Source organism: Azoarcus taiwanensis (assembly GCF_012910885.1).
Classification (GTDB): Bacteria; Pseudomonadota; Gammaproteobacteria; order Burkholderiales; family Rhodocyclaceae; genus Azoarcus_F; species Azoarcus_F taiwanensis.
In genome coordinates, this window is the sequence record NZ_WTVM01000007.1 from 1 (window position 1) to 19,227 (window position 19,227).

Here is a 19,227-nt window from a genome sequence, read left to right on the forward strand (position 1 = left end):
GTCAATTGGCGCCAATTGATTTGGGATTCATTGCCACCAAGTCGTCGCCTACGGAGCGCCGTTGCAGTCCTTCAGCTCAGTGGTTGCCGCCCAGACGAGCTACAGAAAGGCGTCGTCGTGCGCTTTGAGCCGGCTGTTGAAGGCTATCCGATCGGACTCGAGCTCACCATCCTTGGCGCCAAGGTTGGTCGCATTCGAGACTCCAAAGGGATCGAGCACGATCGCGGCCAGGAACGGAGATCCATCCTGGTTTCACTCGACTCACCAGCAGCGCAGCATCTGCTCGACGAATTCGACTGCGCGATGAAGTCTGGCGCTGAGTACTTGCACGTCAGCTATCACAGAAAGTCGCTGAGCAATCGACTGAGCGAAGTAAGCCGAGTCGTCTTTCCGCGGCGTCGGGAACACATTTCAGCGTACTGCTATCGTCATCAGATCACGAGTGATCACAAAGCCGCTGGCGTTGCACGAGAAACCATCGCCGCAATGCTTGGCCAGCTTTCGGATTATTCGCAGGGCTCGTACGGGCGGCCTCGAAATGGGCGCTCGGCTACGCAACCGCTCGTTCTCGGAGCCTTCGCAACTAACCCAGTGAAGCGCTCAAAGAAGACAGACCGCTTACAACACTTCAAGAAACCGAAGAAGACGCCGGCTCCGTAGTCTCAGTTTCGTTCTACCCCGTGCGCCCTTTCCGCGAAGCGGTCACAAAGGGCGCACGGGCGTCAGGTTCAGAATCAGTCAAACTCGGCGTTCTTGAACCTCAACACACCGCAGTTTTCCCGCACCGCACGCTGCAACCCATCGTCGAATCCTGAGTCAGTCTCGGCATCGATCTCGATGGAAATCCGCACCTTCACGCCTGGTTTGGCGGTGAAGTTCAACACGACCTCATCCACGATCTCGGCAAACTGCTTCTTCGCCATAACCGGATCGAGATCGATCGTGCCGAAGAAATGCGTTCGCTTTGCCCCGTCCTGCGGTGGTGTTGTGACCACCGGGCCGGCGCCACGTCCAGAGTCTTCGGCCTTCGTATCACTGCGCCCGCCGCCAGTCGGATAAACAACAGTTCCGCCACCTGATCCTGGTTGCTGAACGGCTTCTCGCGCACGCTGCTCCTCTTCTGCATACGCGGTAGCCGCAACCGGCTCGAGCAGAATCAACGACGTATCCAGGATCGGTGTCGTGCGCCTGCCGAAACTGAACCCAAGGTAACGATCGCCTTCCTTGCCCTGCGCGAATCCAAAAAAGTCCCGACTCTCCGCACCCGCTGCCAGCGTATTGTGGAACACCCCGTCGTCGCGCAAGCGCGGCAAGTACAGTTGCTGGCAAGTTTGCTGCCACACGTTTAACGCATTGGCCTCAGTGTTACCGTCCTTCCAGAACCAGGTCTTCAGCAGATTGTGCAGGTGGATGGGCGCCCACTCGGTGATCAGCAGCTCGTTCTCGCGCAGCACCCGCTCGATCTCTTGAGTGAGGTTCTGCGCCCCTGTATTGATCTGGAACGGCTCCCACTGCAGTTCCGACAAACCCTTACCGCGCTCGGCAAACTGCGCCGGAGCCAGCAACCAGCGGTATGTTTCCTTCACCATCCCGCGCAGGGCCTCGTTGGCGTCATCCAGGCTGCGGCTGGCCTGGCGGGCCTGGTATTGGTCAAGGTTGAGCTTCAGGTCCTTGATGTCGGCGACAATCGATTGCCAAGCCAGTACGGAGCGCACTTGGTCCTTCAAGCGGCTCACGCTGTCCGCATCCGGGGCCAGGAAGATCAACCGGTTCTGCTTGAAGCGTGGCTGCTCGCCACGTTGCTTGAGGATTTCGGTGGCGTTGCGGATCGCCGACTGATCCCCGCTGCGGCTGTAGCCGGCTGTCGGCGGCAGCACGACCAGGCGCAGTGCCCAGTCGTCAGGAATGTCGGCACTGGCGGTGAACACATGCACGCCACCGAACACGCCTTGCGCCAGGGTTCGCTGCACACGGTCGCGCACCGCCGGAATCACATCGTCCTTGTCCTGAAAGCGCCGCTTGCGGTCTTCCATCTCGCGGCGCAGGTTCGGACGCGTGTCGAACCAGAAGCGGTTATTGCCGGAGTTGAGATAGTGCAAACGGTCGTTCAAGCGACGCAGCGCATCCTTGAACACCCCCAATTGCTGCCCTGGTTGCGCGACACCCAGTAGCACCCGCTCCAGTTCGATGCCACGCACCATCTGGCTCGCCGTGGTCGGTGCGCTGCCCAGGAATATGGTCCGTGCGGTACGGCGGCACGCCTGCACGCTGCCCAGGCGGGTATCCAAGCTTTCCAGATCCGTCGTCTCCGCCCGCTCGCCGTCGATGTCGCGCTCCAGCACCGGATCCCAACCCTGCGGCAGGTAGTAGATCGACTCGTTGCGAGTGTCGGCGTCGTACAGCGGCAGGCTCCCCGGCATGATCAGCAGGTCGGAATTGTTGTCCTTCCACAGCCGGTGAATGATCTTCGCCATCAGCTTCAGCACGCCGCGGGTACGCTGGAAGTTGTCGAGCGAAGACCAGTCTTCGTACAGCCGCACGAAGACCTCGGGATGGATCGGATAGGCATGCATCAGGCGCTCGAAGTAGCGCGCCTCTTGAGTTTCATGCGGCAAGTCCGCGGCGTTGGCGATGTAGTAGTCGGCATACGCGCGGCACACTGCCTCCGCACCGAGCTTGTCGTTGATGTCGGAGAACAGACGGCGGCGCACGATTTCGAAGGCTTCTTCGGACGACACCGGCTTCCACAGCGCCTGCACCCGCCCGAAGTAATGCGACAGCGTCGCCAGCGCCTTCACCCCGCGCTGGCTGCCGGCTTCCTTGTCGGACTCGGGCAGCGAGGCCAGCAATACCGCCGTCGGCACCGCCTTCAGCGCCTCGGTCAGCGCCTGAATAAAGCTCAAATTGGAATCGAATGAGCCGCCGGACAGCGTCTTGCCTTCCTCGAACTGGCGGATATACGCGACCAGCTCGTCGATCAGAATCACGCAGGGTGCAAAGCGTCCGAGCAGGTCCGCCAGCACGCCCTTGCCCGGTGAGGTGCCGGACTCGTCCGCCTCGCGCACCATCTCGTAGCCTTCGGCACCCCCCAACTGCCACGCCAGCTCACCCCAGATCGTCCGCACCGCCTGCCCGTCGCGCTGAATCGGCTGGTTGGGCGACAAGCGAATGCCATCGAGCACCGCGATGCGCGCCCGCGGCATCTCCACGACGCCAGCCGCATTCAGTATCGATGGAATCCCCGGCATGTTCGACGCCGTCACTTCGCCTTTGGCCAAGTGGTACACCGCCAACATCGTGTGCGTCTTGCCGCCGCCAAAGGCGGTCTGCAGCTGAATGACCGGATCGCCGCCACGCCCACTCAGACGCCGAACCACTGAATCCAGCAGCAGGCGCATGCCTTCCGTAATGAACGTGCGCTGGAAGAACAGCGACGGATCCTGATACTCGGCGGTCGCCGTACCCAGATGCACGCGAGACAGATCAGCCGCAAACTCGGCCTGCTGGAAGGTGCCCTTGAGCACGTCCTCGTGCGGAACGGCGATCTCACGCCACGGTTTCAAACTCATCCCTTTCATCTCCCATGAAGCAGCCGAAACTCAGAGCTTCGGCAACTTCGATACCGCGATCATTCGATGTTCAAAATGGGTTATGCCCCACTCACCTGAAGATTCCCGACCTCGTAGGCGGCTCGACCTCCACCGCCCGCGAAAGCTTCAGGGCCATCGACCGTTTCCGGCAACTCATGCGCCGCGCCGCCAATCGCCACGGCCAGCTGCGGATAAACGGGTTCCAGATCCGGACTATCGTCAAGAATCCAGCTCGGCAGCGGATTGACCACCTTGCGCCCAATCCGCTTTCCACGCACTTCCACCCAGCCCTCAGCCAGTGCGCGCATCATCGGCAGGCTTGCGCCGCCACCAGTGAGGATCACCGTGAGGTCGGTCTTGGTCAGGTAGTTGATCCAGGTGTCGTGCAACCCCTCCAGCACGCCCCGGAAACCTTGATCGACACGCTCGGAAAACTCCCTGACCGGCCGCGACGCCATGAAGTCATCCAACTCAATCTTACCGAGCGTACCGTCGCTAAGCACATACTGGACCGAGGTGTCGGCAAACAAGCGCTCCTTCAACCCACGAATTCGACGGCTCAGATCGGCTGCCACAAGTCGGCCGTGAGGCTCGGTCAGGTCGACACCCTGGGCATCCAGGATGAACTTCTTCAGCATCATGTCAATCCGATCGCCTGCCTGCATCAGGGCCTTGATCGATCCCGGCACCTGAAACACACGCGTGATCTCGCGCTGCTCATCCTCGCGAAGCAGGAAGAGTCCGAAATCGGTCGTACCCGCGCCTACGTCGATCACCATGAAAGGAAGGCGCTTGTCCTCGCCGTCGACGAGCGCACCGGCCGCCACGGCCACGGGCTCGGGCACACCGTCGGCGATCAGATACTCCGGTCGCCGGTCCAAGGCGCGCACCTGATCGACAGCATCTTTAACTTCAGCCACATCCAGGCCGCCCTCCCACCGACCGTGAAACGTGTCGGCAAGAATCTGGGCCTCGGCCATCCAGTGACGCATCAAACGGTCCGCCCACGACTTCTGCGCCGATGACGGCCAGCACGGATGCGCAAACCGCCGACGCACATAACGAGAGAGTGGGCCTTTCGTGTCTTCCACCGACCAGGTCTGGACCTGCGACACCGCCAGATCGGTCAAGTACGCGAGATAGATCCGGATCAGATCGCCTTCGGTCAGCTTGACCTGGGTCGGATTCATTTCGGCGCGCAACGGGTATGCGTCAAGATTTCCGTCAGAGCGCTGACTCAGCCAACTCTTGATCGAATCCAATCGAGCCCGGTTGGAGTCAGAAAGCTCCTGACTCGCATCCACAGCCTCGAAACCGAATAGCACCTTGCCGCCATCAGTGATGAAAACCGACGACGGCACTGCATAGCCTTCACCTCCGGCTTGAGCACCCAGTTCGAGCTCAAACGGCTGACCATCGTCCGATTGCGCAAACGCCTTGGACATGGCCGTCCCAAAGTCCAGGCAAAGCAGCACATCGGGGTCGTCAGGCGTGCTCCTGTCCAACGCATCCGTGACCAGTGCGACCTGCGGCTGAGGCGTTTCCGGCAACTCTGGAACAGGCGCCTCCTCCTGAGGAGTTGGCGCGGAAACGGTTGCACCCCCGGCAAGAGGCGGCGGACTTGGCGGCATGGGAGTCGGTGTCTCAGGGGGTTTCGGGGTTGGTCCGGCAGCCCTGCCGCGCAGCAGACCCAAGGCGACCCCCAGCGCCTCACGCTCTGCAGACGAAATTGTGCCGATGGCATTGCGATCGATACGCTCGATCAAGCTCTCCAGCAGAAACCTGGCAATCTCCGGATTCACCTGCCCCCTCCCCAACTTCGTTCTGAGTTATTCGACCAATCCCTTCAACACCACGTCGCCCGCCGTTCCATCCTTGCGTATGCGCACCACAGCAGGTTGGCGGATGACAACCTTCTGGCGCGCCACCTCACCCACCGCCTGAAAATACTTCGGCGCAAAATCGACCTCCTGCCCAACCTCCCCGTACAACGCAAGGCTTCGCTGCTGGGCAACCTGGTCCATCTGCAACAGCAACCCTTCGAAACGCTGGAAGCAATCCTGCGTAACGCTCACCAGGCTCTGCTCGTAGATATCGAGCACCGAGATCACCGGTTCCTTCACGCCCGCAACCGCCTGCCGGGCTTCCCTGGCTGCATTCAGCGCCAGTCCGATTGCCACATCCGCCTCGCGCGCCGCCACCTCCAGCGCGGTACTGCTGGCCTCACGCTTGGCGATAACGCGGCCATGGATGAGCCATTGCCGGGTGTCCTCATCCAGCTCCGGATGCCGTTCCGCAATCTCCTTCGCGATCGCGCGCGCCCGCAGTGGATAGTTGCACAGCATGTCGAGCTGCTCCAAGAGACCTTGGTCACGCACGCCTTGCCGACCCAGCAGAATCAGCGCCTCCCTCACATCCTTGACCAACAATGACAGGGCGCCCTGAAGCACGTCCGGCCAGGTACTGCCGCCCAGCATCTGCCGGCAGTAGGCCACCGCCTGGAAAACCGCCGGATCGGTCGCCACCGAAAAGCGCGACCGCACGATCTCGTGTGTCAGCAACACCACCTCTTCCGCCAGTTCATGCTGAACCTTCTCTTCCTTCGGCCGGCCAACCGCCCGCAGCGGCAAGCTCACCAGCGCATGCAGCGCCTTACCCAACTCATCGCCCGCTTCCAGCTCGGATGTCGGAATCAATGCACGCAGGGCTGACAGCGTCCGCGCTTGCCGGCGGCCGATGGAATCGCCCGGCTTCTCGGTTTCGGGTCTAACTCCGGCCATTGCCTGCGCCACACGCCCAAGCAGCTCAGCCAGCGTTTCACTGCGCGCCAGCAAGGCAGCAATCAACTCCTCGCGAGCCTTTTCACCGGTCTCCTCGTATGCAATCGCATCCGCAAGATACCCAGCCAACCAGGCACCGTCCGCCAGCGCCAAGGCACGTGCAACGTTCAGCCGATCATCAGCCTCCTTCAGCAACTGCAATGGCGGAAAATCCTCGCCCATTGCGGGCGCCAGCCACAGCTGCAGATTCGGCTGCAGACGCTTCACCATCTGCGCGGCATGAACCACGCAGGCAATTGCCAGCAGACGGGTTTCCGGTTCTACCGTGGGGTCAACCGCCACCTGCGTCAGCTGCGCCAACCCCGCCTTGAAACGCGCGTCATCCGCCTGTTTGGGAATCAGCTTCTCCCGCATCAAGGCTCTTAGGGCTTTCTGCTTGTGCACGACAGGGCTATCGGACGCAAAGACGTCGAAGGCAGCGTCGCCGCTGATCGCATCAGTCATATCCGCCTGAGTCATACCACCACCCCCCCTGCCAGCTGCCTCAGAAAGCAACAGACTCCTCGTACTGCACTGCTCACGCCAGCACCTCTTGGTCCTTGCGCAGCATGTAGGCGAACTTATCCTTGATGAGTGCCCTGCGGGCGGCGATGAAGTCGTCGTAGCGTTCCAGCGCCCACAATGCTGGGTCCTCTGGAATCAGGTGCATCTGCAGATAGCGCTTGTGCTCCTCATCCGTGGCGAATCGGGAACGGTCAAACCACTGGGCCGGCGGCGTGTCGCACTTGCCCGAGAACCCATTCTCATCGGCCGTCAGCAGCATGCAGTTGGCGATCTGGTCGCGGTGCTCGGCACGGTAGTGCAGGATGTTGCGCTTGCCGCTCTCCGGGTTGATGTCCTTCACCGTCTTCAACAGGCTCTGCGGGAAGATGTGGTCCACCTGTGGGCCGTTTGCATCCAATGCGGGCGAATAGTCGAAGTCCCGATACCAGAGGTTGAAGAAGAGGTGGATCGTCCTCGACCCGTAGTACTGGTCGAAGATCACCGCCGGCGTAATTTCCAGGCTGCGCCCTTCCGCACGGATCACGCCATAGACCTCGGAGAGTACGAAATCCTGTTGCTCCTGGATGTTGCGCACCAGCTTGTCGATCAGGTTGTCCGGGCTGCCACCGAACACCCCCGTCACCAGCACCCGCAGCAGGTAGGCCGCCATGTCCCGATTGAGCGCGAACTTCGCCGGGTAGTGGAAGCGGTAGTAGATGAGCGGGATCAATGCCAAATATGAGGGCATCGCCCGGTCGGAACGGATATAGGTCTTCGCAACCAGCAGATCCCGCACCGCCTTGATCGCTTCGGCCAGCTCGTCCCACTTGGCAATGATCTCTTCCTTGGTCTTGCCGTCGCGGAACTTGCCCACCTCGTAGCGCGCGCCCCTGCCCAGTATCGTCAGGCAGGACTTCAGCACGAAGTCGCGATCGAAATCGAATCCCCCTTGGTTGAGATCCTCCAGCAGCGCTTCCATCTCGCCATCAGCCTCATCCCAACTCGAAGTCAGCAACGAGAACAACAGGTCGGACTTGCCCAGCTTGGTGCCGCCGGAGTTGGCTCGGATGAAGATCTCGACGATGTCATCCACGCGGTAGGCATCCGGGTTGTCGATGCCATCCAGCTCCTGGAAGGTAATGTTGTCGTCGGTCACAAACTCCTGCCGCACCCGCTCGACGTTCCTGCTAACGGTGCGGAAGGCGTCTTGTGACAGCGGATCAGGGGCATTCTGCGTGAGTGCATCCGCCATCTCACCCGGCAGTTTGTTGTTCTGGAAAACGAGATCCTTGAACCGCACCCAGGGCCAACCTGGATTCGCCGCCTTGAAGGCAAAGCGGAAACGGATGTCCTCCGGTGCCGCCGCCGCGCCGCCACTGAGTACGTCGAAATACATCTCGCGCCCCTCATAGCTGCCGCGCAGACCAATGAAAAGGCTTTGCAGGCGCTGCTGCCCATCGAGCACCATCATCTTCGAGCGCGTATTGTCCGGCACATAGAAATCGGTCAGCTTGATGTCGCGCCGGTAGTTGTCGATGAACTTGCGGTGCTTCACCGCCTCCTTGGTCTTCCACACTAGCAACGTGCTAATCGGGTACTCGCGCATGATCGAATCGAACAGGCGCGCAATCTGCTCTTCACTCCACACGAAGGGGCGTTGAATGTTCGGCAACCAGAAGCCACCACCTTCCGCCTCGTCGTCGTTCAGGTAGCTGACGATCTTCCGGATCGGCAGTTTCTTGTTCTGCATCGTTGTCGCTTCCTAAATCAGATATCCAGACTCGCCTGCGCCCCCACATGGCCCGCCTCGCTCGCCCCGCGCTCCACGCCGCTCCAGGCGGTGATCAGCTCGTTGTAGGCGCGAGCGTCTTCGGCCCAGCCCTTGCGCTCGCACAGGGTATAGAGACGATATGCCAGCGCGCGGATGGGTTCGGCGCGGGCGGGCATGCGGGCGAGCAGGCTGCCTGCGGCGGATTCGCCGTCCTGGTTGAGCGCGCGGATCATCTGGTGCAGCGCTTCCCACACCGGCACGCGGGTGTCGGTTTCCGGGTTCCAGTCGCGCGGCATCTCGGCCCATTTCAACAGGCGCAGGTCGCCCTTGCCGGATTCAACCACGCCGGCCTCAGTCAGGCCGGACACGCTGGTGCCCTTGGCGCGGGCGAGCACGTCGGCCTCGCCATACTTGCCGGTGGCCCAGCCCTGGCCCTCGAACCAGTGCAGGCAGAACTGGGTGTCGTGGTCGAAGTCGTCCTCGGCGAGAAAGCGGTTGATGAGTTGCAACGCGGTGCGCACGCTCATCGGCTTGCCATCGGCTTCCAGCACCGCCGCGTACTGACTGAAGATCGCCATGCCCGGGCCGATGATGGCCTGCGACAGATCGACCGGCGCCACGGGGCTGTTGATGCCGCCGCGGGTCATGTCCATCAGCGCCTCGGGCAGCACGGCGTTGAGTTCGCGAATGAACTCGCGGCGACTGACGGTGGCGGCACCGGCGTCGCGCTTGCGGCAGACGAGGACGATGCTGGAGGCGAGCGCGTTGGTGCCGCTCGCAATCATTCGACCAGCGCCCTCGGTGCGCACCGGCCAGGTGCCAGTGAGGGCGAAGCCGGCGCGAATCACGGCGTCGAGGAAGGTCTCCCAGCCAGTACTCGAGGTGCCTGCGTCGCCCTTGGTTTCCGCCTGCTTGAAGGCGTAGTAGATCGTCACCGGAAAAGTCGGGTGTGCCAATTCCGCCAAGTTGTGGATGGCATGGGTCATACCGTCGAGGAAAAATGACTCTGCCTTTTCCTTGCTGCCGTGACGGTAAGGCGTCGCGACCAGTTCCTCGGCTTTCGGTACCGCCAGCGTCGCGTAAAGGCCAGGGAAGATCGACCTCAGGCTCTTGCGCAGCCAAACGTAAAAGAAATCGGATAGGTCGGCGTAACCAATGTTGTCGTAGTACGGTGGATCGGTGGAGACGACTTTCTGGCTACTGATGGTTTGTGTTTGAGCATCTTGCTGTACGGCGAGGCCAAACCCGCACTTCGGCAAGTCACGAACTGACATTGACCCCTTATCGACCGCAGCCTCCAGGCTTCCGCCCGCGTCAGCAAATGGGTTCGACTCCGCAAAATCCCAAACCATCGGGATCGCTTGGCGGGCAAAAGTCTCGCGGAACGCCCCCCTGTCATTCATCCATGAGGCAATGGATGAACCAATGTTCGCAACCTTGCTGATGGCAAAGGCTAAATACACCCCCACCGCCTGCGCATACGCCGTCGCGCCGCTGCCGCCCGCATCCAGCCCTGTGCCGTCGTCGGCCAATCCTGCGGTCAACGCGTCCTGACGGCAGTTTTCGATGGCCTCCTGCACCAGATCGGAAAAGGTGGTCAGCGCTACCAGTTGGCGGGGGGTGAAGAGGTCGCCGAATTTGCTCAGCCCATAGTTCAGCGTCCAGAAGTTGCGCGGATCGTCGGGCAACGGGGTTTCCGGCTTCCATTCAGGCTGTGCCTGACGCGCAATGGCTTCATGCAGTTCAGTCGGCGACAGATAGACCCGGCTGCGCACACCTTCGGCGACGACTGCCATCAGCCGTTGCCCGAGTCGTCCGGCAACACCTTCCGCCTTGATGTGCTTCGGTTCAATCGGCGTATCCGACAGCAGACATTGGAAGTTCGCGCCACGTCCAAGCTTGGTTCCATCCTTCGCACTCTCCGGCGGCGTCCCCACTTTCACCGTGAAACGATAGCCATCCCCCTCGACCACCGGCGCCACATACGCCTCCTTGCCCGCCTTGCTCGACAGCACGAAGGTCGAGGCCAGCGGCACCTCGGCATGGCTGAAGGCTGGGTTGGGGCTCTTCACCGTGCGCGCCCACAGCCACGCGATCACGGTGAGCTTCTGCCCGAGCAGCGGCTTCAGGTCCGGGCGTTCGGCGACCATCTCGGCGGTGACTTCGATCTTCGGGTACAGGTGGCCGATGCGCTTTTCCGCCTCCGCCCGCATCCAGGCGCCGTAGCGGCGCACGTCCTCGGCCAGTCCCTTGGCGCCGGACCAGTCCTCAGAAAGCCTGCCCTGCTTGTCGCCGGGGATGCGCGGTCCCACCGGCGCACGGCCGGCAAAGCGCGGCGGGATCTCGATCATCGCCTTGTTGATGGTCACCGCCACCGGGTTGAGGTCACTGGCGTAGCTCTCCAGCCCCAGGCGCTGCGCCTCCAGCGGCAGCGCACCCCCGCCCGCGAAGGGGTCGTGGAAGGCGGGCAGCTTGTCCGGGTTGAAGAGCTCGGCCGCCTGCGGATGGCCCTTGTTGAGCGCACAGGTCTCGCGCCAGCTCTTCCAGATCTCCTCGCGGGCGCGGGCGAGCACCTCCTCGTTGTTGGTGTTCTCCCACTGCACGAGGTCTTCGATGATCTTGAACAGGCGCTCGCGCTCGACGGCCGCCTTTTCCTTGTTCACCCCGCGCCCCAGGTGGCGCTCGTAGCCGGGGTCATTGACCATCTGCGCAAAGATCACCGCCCGCGCCGCGGCCAGCGGCCGGCGCGCCCACCACAGGTGCAGCGTGCTGGGGTGACCGTGGCGGATGGACTTCTCGCGCGCCGCGGCGACGTTGATGGCGTCGAGCGGGAGGGCGACTTCGATGAGCTTTTTGGGGGTTTTGATGGGGGTCATGGGGTGCTTCAACTCCAGCTCGCCGGGCGGTGCAGAACGAAGCCGTCCGGCTTGGCAATGTGTTCGGGTAACTGACTGGCACGCAGCTTGTCTTCGCCAATGGCGAGATGGCCGTTGGCGGTTTGCTTGAGTGCCTTGGAATGGCGCCGGGGCGGAAAGGCAACGATGACGCGCTTGTTTGCAAATCGCTCGCGCACCCGCCGGATGGGCGTGACCAGATCGCTGTCGCCCGAGATGACGAGCGCGGTGTCGAAGGCATCGTCGAAAGCGTCGGTCATCAGCTGGATGGCGATATTCACGTCGGTCATCTTTTCTTCGTAGTCGGGCCAGGTGGCATGGCAGGCCCGGCATTCTCGGACCTTTTCAAGGTAGTGACCGAACTGGCAGCGCACACCTTGCACGGCAAGCGCCTCGAGATAGTCGTTCTGCCGCTTCTGGTCGGCTACGTTGCGGCCGTTGTCGCGGATGCGGGCGGTAAAGTAATGGGTCGCCACCAGGGTTTGCCCCGGCTTGAGCAGTTGCTGGCCCAGCGCGGCGACATCCAGCCAGTAGTAACGCTTGAAACCCGCCTGCTTGAGACCGAAATACAGGTTGAAGCCATCAATGTAGGTGATGACGCGCTGCATCATGCACTGCCCTCCAGGAAGTCAGCGCGCTTGACAATGCAGGACGGCATGGCCAGAATTGAACCACTAACCCCCCCGGAGATAGCATCTCCGGCCCGACGCCCCGCAAGGGGCGTCTCTGTTTGTGGAGTTAGTTTGCGCCCCGCCCGGGATCGCATCCCGGGTCCGACGCCTCCCTTGTGGAGGCGTTTCTGTTTCTGGCTCTCACCAAGCTTCAAGGCAGAACCTCCGCTGAGGTGGCGCGCGCCAGCAACTGCGCCAAATCCAGATTGATGCTGCTCACCGCCCAGTCGGGCTCTTGCACGAACGGCCGCCGGACGTAGTACGGACCCTCCACATCGTCGCCATCGGCCAGCACCACCGGCAGGATGAACTTGTCGGCCTGGTTGAGCCCGTAGAGGATCTCGTTGCGGGTGACGGTGATGGTGGTGGCGCCTTTTGCCCGGCCCTTGACCTCGATGTGACGGGCGGGCGGCAGGCGGCCATCGACTGACTTGGGCAGACTGGTGACGTCCCAGCCGCACTTCTGCGCGGACACGTCGATGACCTCATGCCCGAGGGCGCGCTCGGCATTCATCACCGCCTGCATGGCAATGGCCTCGATGCGGGCGCGGGCGGCGGCGTCTGCGCTCCAGCCGGGTTCGCCACGACGCTGAAGCAACAGCCCCTGCGGGATGACCAGCGCGCCGCCAACCACGGTGGGTGTGCTGGAAATGACATGGCGCATGGCCTGCAGCTCGGCGGTGCGAGTCTGCAGCCGGGCGGATAGCTCGTCCAGGGTACGCAGGGCGTTGTCGTAGTTGAGGCGCGGCTGCTTGCCGGCGGCGACGTCGTCCTTGAGCTTGATCGAGCGGTCCTGCCAGTAGTTGATTTCCTTTACCAGCCGCTCATGCACTGCGGCGAGCGTCTTGTCGACCTGCTGCACGCGGCGGGCGCGGACTTCCTCGAAGTGCTCGGGCACGAGATGGGTGGAGGCGTGGGCGAGCGCCCGCTGTTCGAGTTGGTTGGCGTGGCCGGTGGCGACCCAGGGGGCGTCGAGCACGTCGCGGATGCGGGCGAGATCGTCGGCGGCGATGGGTTCAAGATCGAGGTGTGGCGCCCAGCCGGCATGGATGGCCTCGCCTGCAGGGTCGATCTCCACGAACTGCATGCGGCGCGACACGATACGGTTTTGGTCCGCGCCTTCCTTCACCGCGTGATCGACGATGAACATCAGCCGCGGCGTGAGCCCCATGTCTGCCGGATCGACCAGCACCGCACCTTGCTTGAGCTTGTTGCGATGCTGTTCCAGCACGATGTCGGTGACGGACTGCATGAGCGGGTGGCCAGGGTGGAGGAGGCTCGCCATCTTGGCCTCCACCCGGCCGGGCACGCGAACGTGGTCCTTCTCGAAGCAGACGCGCTCGTAGCGGCGCAGCACCGGCTCGTTGTAGCGCCTGTCCCTGCCGGCGATCTGGCGGTCGCGTTCGCGGATGATGGCCGGCACATGGGTGATCTCGGCGCGGCCGGCTTCGCGCGGTCGCAGTTCGCCCCCGAGCGACTGGAATGCCTGATTGAAGAAGGCGCGGATGAAATAAGGCTGCAGCTTGCGGGCTTCGGCCTTTTCCATCTCTTCCTTCACCGCGTAGAGGCGCTGCGGGTCCATGACCTCTTCACACAGCGCGTTGCGGCGGATGATGGTCTGCAGGTGGTCGGTATCGAGGGCGCCTTCGATCTTGCGGAAGAGCTCGGCTTTGCGCGCGGGGTCTTCGCCGTACTTGATGGCCTCGATGAGTAGCTCGCGCAGACTCTTTTCCTCGAACACTTCACCGAGGATGTCGAACACCCGCCCGCCCAGGGCCTTGCGCTCGACTTCGAGCTTGTCGAACAGGCGCTGGAAGACGTCGCCTTCACGCGTTTCATTGGCGACCATGTTCCACAGGTGGCAGATCTCGGTCTGGCCGATGCGGTGGATGCGGCCGAAGCGCTGCTCGATTCGGTTGGGGTTCCAGGGCAGGTCGTAGTTGACCATCAGATTGGCGTTCTGCAGGTTCACGCCTTCGCCGGCCGCGTCCGTGGCGATGAGCACGCGCACCACCGGGTCGTTGCGAAAGAGCTCCTGCACCTTGCGCCGGTCCTCGCGCTTGACGCCACCGTGGATGAGCACCACCGCCTCTTCGCTGCCAAGCACGCCGCGGATCTTTACGGCGAGGTAGTTGAGGGTGTCGCGGTGTTCGGTGAAGACGATGAGCTTGCGCTGCCGGCCGTCGGCGTCGTGCATCTCGGGCGTGTCCTGCAACAGGCGCGAGAGTTCGTCCCACTTGCGATCCTGGCCGGAATGCACCACTTGGCGGGCCTGTTCTTCGAGCCCTTCGAGGATGACGATCTCGGCCTGCAGCTCTACGATGGTGCGCGCGGCAGTGGCCTGATCGACGACGGATTCCTCGAACTCCTCGTAGTCTTCCGGGGTGAGGTTGTCGGGCGCGTCCCAGATATCGTCGCCGGCGCCATTGGCGAACACGCTGTCCGCCAGCACTTCACCGCGCTGGCGCAGCTTCTCTTCCTCGACCCGACGCTGCAGCTTGGCCCGACGACGGCGCAGTGACTGATAGATGGCTTCCGGGCTGGAAGCCAGCCGGCGCTGAAGCGCAGTGAGCGCGAAACCGACCGTACCGCGGCGCGCGCCGTCTTCGAGTTGGTCGGCGCGGTTCATCTCCGTCTTCACGTAATCCGTGACTGCGGTGTACAGCGCTGCCTCCAGATCCGAGAGGCGGTAATTCACCGTGTAGGCTCGCCGTTCCGGGAAGAGCTTGGTGCCGTCAAAGCGCAGCATCTCCTCCTTGACCATGCGGCGCATGAGATCGGACACATCCACTTTGTGGGCGCCATCGCGGAACTTGCCGTAGAAGCGATCGGAATCCAGCAGCGACAGGAAAAGCTGGAAGTCCTCTTCCTTGCCGTTGTGCGGCGTCGCCGTCATCAGCAGGAAATGCCGGGCGATGCCACCGAGCAGTTCGCCGAGCTGAAAGCGCTTAGTCTTGTTGATCTTGTTGCCAAAGTAGCTCGCCGAGAGCTTGTGCGCTTCATCGACCACCACCAGATCCCAGCGGGTGAGTTCAAGTTTGGCGAGCAGGTCCTCGTTGCGCGAGAGCTGATCGACTCGGGCTACGAGCAGGTCCGTGTCCTCGAACGGGTTGCCGCTGGCGCTGTTCTCGACGAGGTCGCGACCGAAGATGCGGAACTCCAGCCCGAACTTCTCGCGCATCTCGTCCTGCCACTGCTCGACCAGGCTACCCGGCGCGACGATGAGCACGCGGCGGGCGTCGGCGCGCATCAGGAGCTCGCGAATGAAGAGGCCGGCCATGATGGTTTTGCCCGCGCCAGGGTCGTCCGCCAGCACGTAGCGCAGCGGCTGGCGCGGCAACATGGATTCGTAGACGGCGGTGATCTGGTGCGGCAGAGGTTCGACGTTCGACGTATGCACCGCCATCATCGGGTCGAACAGATGGGCTAGGTTGATGCGCCACGCCTCTGCCGCGAGTTTGAAGGCTTCCCCCGGTGCATCGAAGGCCCACGGGCGCCCCTCTTCGGCCAGCGCCAGCAATGCTTCGTCGCTGCGAAACACCATGCGCTCGCCCAAGCGGCCATCAGGGGTCTTGTAGACGACGGTGAGCGCTTCTGTGCCAACCGGCTCAACGGCGATGACGCGAACGATCTGGCCCGGTTCGATCCCGGCAAGCGCGGCGTCTTTCCTGACCTCTTCGAGTCTGAGCATGGGTATCCGGGTTCAACAGCAGGCAAATTGGGGATTATGCCAGCCAGCCAACCTATCGGGCCGGCACGATCGCACATTGTCATTGTGCCGACCCCACAGGCTTACTGAAGGCGCCACCTGCCAGCCGGTGGCACTCAGCTGTCGGATCAGCTGACTTTCCGCGGGCGCCCGACTTTCGGCCTGGTGACGACTTCAACGCCGCCAGCGGCAATAGTAGTCATCGGATCGACAGGCCACTTCGCGAACTGTGCAAGCACGACTGTTCGCGAATAGCGTGGCATATCGCCAACCATGACGTAGGGAAAGATCGGCTCTCCACGCTGCCGCGCGCGCCGAATAGTTCGAACATCCACTTCCAGAAGAACCGCCAGTTCGACCTCGGAAAGAATTTCTTTCGGCTCCTCTACTCTTGCCGGCATCTCGAAACCTCCAACAGACACAGATACCGGAATTCTATTTCGACACTTTTCCCTTTGAAAAGCTTTGTAAGCGTCGTCAACCAGAATATCTACCCGTCTACTGAATTGATTCAATAGCCAGATTTTAGCTACCAAATCTTTACTGAGCACAGTGCTATAGGGTTGAATTAAGAAGAGAGGTCAAATAGCCCAAGGGCGTTTAATCGTTTATTTAATCAAATCAATGGGCGAATCAATCAATCGAGCCGGATCTGCAGTTTGCGATCTTTCACCCGGCGTCGCCGAGCGACTCGCTGAGGCCGCCAGAAAGCATCGTCGGGGATCGAGCGGCACCCTTGATTCAATCAGTGAAATCCATGCATTTCATCCGAAAATTGTTGAGAAGATTCAACGCCATCACGAAGGCAAGAAGTTCTCTCGCCAGCACATGGCATCTTACTGGAACCGCCTATTGCGTCATGACCGTGCGCTTTGGAGCTGCCACAAACTCAAAACTTCGACCAAGTTGACAACAGCAGAGCAGCGACTTGAGTCGGACAGAAGATCAAGAGATGAAATGTTCGGCAATGTGCAGCGACGGAGAAATAGTAGAAGAACACGGAAGATCAACGAGCTCATTCGTGTTGCAGCGCCGGCTATCGATGCCGGCCGACCTGTCTACTTCGTAACAATCACGCCAGGCGGGCCGCCGTCAGCTGCTCTTTCGCTGATTGATGCAGCGCTCAATGCAGCACGTCGACAATCAATCGCGTTCAGCGGGCTCATCGAAGTGGAGAAATCCGGTGCTCTTTCATTCCACGGGATTGCATTTTCCACAAACCTTGAAAATCCGTCACGAGTCCGCGAAACAAAGAGGGCGTTCGCGGAGGGTCTTATATCCAAAAATTTTCCGCGAGCAGTTCGAGGGCCGGCGATCGACGTAAGACGAATCTCGACTGGCGCTTCACTCGTTAAGCGCGCGCGTTACACGTATAAGTCATACGGAACGCCATGGAATGAAGCTCGCCGCCTCGGGCTCGGACAGCGAACACTCTTTCGATCCTGCAATTGGCGATCTCAATCCAGGAAGAACATTGTCGTCTTGGAGCCAACTCAATTACTGCGCCCGAGCCTAGAAAGCAATAACTCAACGCGTGCGTCGATTCCGTCACACTTGCTTCATACCGCCGGGAATAAACCTGAGGGTATCAAGCCGTACGTTTTGTCCGGCAACATAGACTTCGAATACGGTCAGCCCTTTACGACTGACTCTGCGTTGTCCGCTTCGAACCCAAAAAACTCTAAATTCAAAACAGGTAAAGCAAAGCCAAGGCGGATTCATGCAAGCGCATTCTACGCATCGAAATGCCTTGCAGCACTTATCATTTTATTCAAGTCAATATATAGGGGTCTGCTCCGACATCTTTTAGCCCCAAGAATATCGCTTGAGACTCTCGGCTCAGAGTTTTCAGTTGAATCCGATCAAAAGCGCTCAAGTCCCGCTGGCGCTTGGGCGCCAACGGGATCCGTGCCACCTCGTTCCAGAGGCCCACCCAGCTCGACAGCCTCTCCTCGTATAGCCACTCATTGGGTTTGCCGCGTCGCTACCGGTGAAATCCCTACGTCATTGCATCGGCTACACTCATCGCAATGTCTATGACGGCTGTTCCGCAAGGCGAGCTCCCAGAAGTTTGGCGACATCTTTCGCGGTTGGATGCGTATAGCGCTTCAATGACTCCCAGTCGCGATGACCCGTCACGACCGCGACGTGCGCAATGTTGCCCAAGCGCGCGAGCGCATCAGTTGCAGCCATGTGCCGCAGATCATGCCAGCGGAAATGACGTGTTCCCGCTTTCTCCCGGACTCGTCTGAATGCCGACTTGAGGGCTTCATACGTAATCGGGAACACCTTGTGTCGCAGGGCAGGATCGACCGCTCGTGGCACACTTCGCAGAATCTCGAGCGCTTCCGCAGAAAGCGGTGTCTCTCGCTCTTCACCGTTTTTCGTGCCGCGGGTTGTTCTCTTTCCCTTGCTATCCGGCAAATCATCAACGCGTTGAACCCGGAGCACCGCATTTTCGAAGTCCACGTCAGTCCACTCCAGGGCGAGAAGCTCGGCTTTACGCAACGCAGTCGCTGCAGAAAATGCGAAAGCGTGAGACAGCCAAGGATTGCGCCGGGGATTGCTGGCATTGACTTCACATTGCTCGATAAAGCGTTCTCGCTCCGACACCCCCAGCAGATTACCAACTTCTGGGTCCTTTTTCGGCAATGATTTGATCGCAGAGCGAACTGGATTGTGAAGAATCGCGCCCGCTTCGATCAAACGATTGAACGCAGCACGCAACAGATTGAGTTCGCGCTTCACAGTTGAGCGGGCAACGCCGTCGTTCAGCCGGGCTTTCTTGTAGTTCAGGAAATCCCGGTCTGTGAGTTGCTTCACGACGATGTCGCCGATCGGTCGAGGGCTTTGCTGCCCAACATCGATGCTCACGATCTTGCGCACACGTGCGTCATGTGCGAGTGCAGAGCCTCGCGTGCGAATGTCGAGTTCGTCTTTCTGTTGCTCGAGCAACTCACGCAACGTGAGCTTGGCCTGCTCTCCGCTCCGCTGCGGCGGTCGGTTCAAGAGCTTGAGCTCGGCTGTTCTATGTTCGCGCCAGCTCTTGGCTTCGGCGAGTGTGTTGAAGGTTGCACTGTCGCGATGTCCGTTGACACAGACTTCCGCACGCCAGGCGTTTCCCCGCGGCTGAATACCAGGATGTTTCCGTTTCGTCATTGCAGCTACTCCTCAAATCGATCAGTCAGAAGCGCTGACAAGAAGGAGGGGCTGCAGAGGTGGGGCAGCGGCATTCAGCGACGCCCCGAGTTTCCAAGACGGCGGAGCGG

General features: G+C 61.2%; 10 protein-coding genes. 1 reads left to right on the forward strand and 9 read right to left on the reverse strand.

Annotated elements, in window-relative coordinates:
* Positions 1–660, forward strand: a 660-nt coding sequence (locus tag GPA21_RS02020) for a hypothetical protein (RefSeq protein WP_211163377.1), incomplete at its 5' end; no start/stop codon positions are given.
* A gap of 74 nt (positions 661–734) precedes the next feature.
* On the opposite strand, the gene GPA21_RS02025 is transcribed toward GPA21_RS02020, so the two are convergent.
* The 9 genes from GPA21_RS02025 to GPA21_RS02065 form a co-directional block, all read right to left on the reverse strand.
* Positions 735–3,569 (reverse strand): ATP-binding protein, encoded by a 2,835-nt coding sequence (locus GPA21_RS02025; protein ID WP_168986546.1) that lies wholly within the window; start codon positions 3,567–3,569, stop codon positions 735–737.
* An 80-nt stretch (positions 3,570–3,649) separates the two neighbouring features.
* A complete protein-coding gene (locus GPA21_RS02030) occupies positions 3,650–5,392 on the reverse strand; it encodes an acetate and sugar kinases/Hsc70/actin family protein (protein ID WP_211163378.1) in 1,743 nt (580 codons plus the stop codon).
* Between the two features lie 27 nt (positions 5,393–5,419).
* Positions 5,420–6,889, reverse strand: coding sequence for a hypothetical protein (locus tag GPA21_RS02035; protein ID WP_168986547.1), 1,470 nt, complete (start codon positions 6,887–6,889; stop codon positions 5,420–5,422).
* Between the two features lie 58 nt (positions 6,890–6,947).
* A complete protein-coding gene (locus tag GPA21_RS02040) occupies positions 6,948–8,663 on the reverse strand; it encodes a DUF262 domain-containing protein (protein WP_168986548.1) in 1,716 nt (571 codons plus the stop codon).
* Between the two features lie 17 nt (positions 8,664–8,680).
* Positions 8,681–11,560: a DUF1156 domain-containing protein gene (locus GPA21_RS02045; RefSeq protein ID WP_168986549.1), complete on the reverse strand. Its 2,880-nt coding sequence runs from the start codon at positions 11,558–11,560 to the stop codon at positions 8,681–8,683.
* 8 nt (positions 11,561–11,568) lie between these two features.
* A complete protein-coding gene (locus tag GPA21_RS02050) occupies positions 11,569–12,189 on the reverse strand; it encodes an NYN domain-containing protein (RefSeq protein ID WP_211163379.1) in 621 nt (206 codons plus the stop codon).
* A 211-nt stretch (positions 12,190–12,400) separates the two neighbouring features.
* Positions 12,401–15,940: a helicase-related protein gene (locus tag GPA21_RS02055; RefSeq protein WP_168986550.1), complete on the reverse strand. Its 3,540-nt coding sequence runs from the start codon at positions 15,938–15,940 to the stop codon at positions 12,401–12,403.
* Between the two features lie 146 nt (positions 15,941–16,086).
* Positions 16,087–16,359: a hypothetical protein gene (locus GPA21_RS02060; RefSeq protein ID WP_168986551.1), complete on the reverse strand. Its 273-nt coding sequence runs from the start codon at positions 16,357–16,359 to the stop codon at positions 16,087–16,089.
* 1,633 nt (positions 16,360–17,992) lie between these two features.
* Positions 17,993–19,117 (reverse strand): tyrosine-type recombinase/integrase, encoded by a 1,125-nt coding sequence (locus GPA21_RS02065; RefSeq protein WP_168986552.1) that lies wholly within the window; start codon positions 19,115–19,117, stop codon positions 17,993–17,995.
* Positions 19,118–19,227 lie beyond the last annotated feature (110 nt).

Coding starts and splice junctions, on each gene's coding strand:
- GPA21_RS02025 (WP_168986546.1), bottom strand. CDS start 3,569: ATGAGTTTGAAACCGTGGCGTGAGATCGCCGTTCCGCACGAGGACGTG.
- GPA21_RS02035 (WP_168986547.1), bottom strand. CDS start 6,889: ATGACTCAGGCGGATATGACTGATGCGATCAGCGGCGACGCTGCCTTC.
- GPA21_RS02040 (WP_168986548.1), bottom strand. CDS start 8,663: ATGCAGAACAAGAAACTGCCGATCCGGAAGATCGTCAGCTACCTGAAC.
- GPA21_RS02045 (WP_168986549.1), bottom strand. CDS start 11,560: ATGACCCCCATCAAAACCCCCAAAAAGCTCATCGAAGTCGCCCTCCCG.
- GPA21_RS02050 (WP_211163379.1), bottom strand. CDS start 12,189: ATGATGCAGCGCGTCATCACCTACATTGATGGCTTCAACCTGTATTTC.
- GPA21_RS02055 (WP_168986550.1), bottom strand. CDS start 15,940: ATGCTCAGACTCGAAGAGGTCAGGAAAGACGCCGCGCTTGCCGGGATC.
- GPA21_RS02060 (WP_168986551.1), bottom strand. CDS start 16,359: ATGCCGGCAAGAGTAGAGGAGCCGAAAGAAATTCTTTCCGAGGTCGAA.
- GPA21_RS02065 (WP_168986552.1), bottom strand. CDS start 19,117: ATGACGAAACGGAAACATCCTGGTATTCAGCCGCGGGGAAACGCCTGG.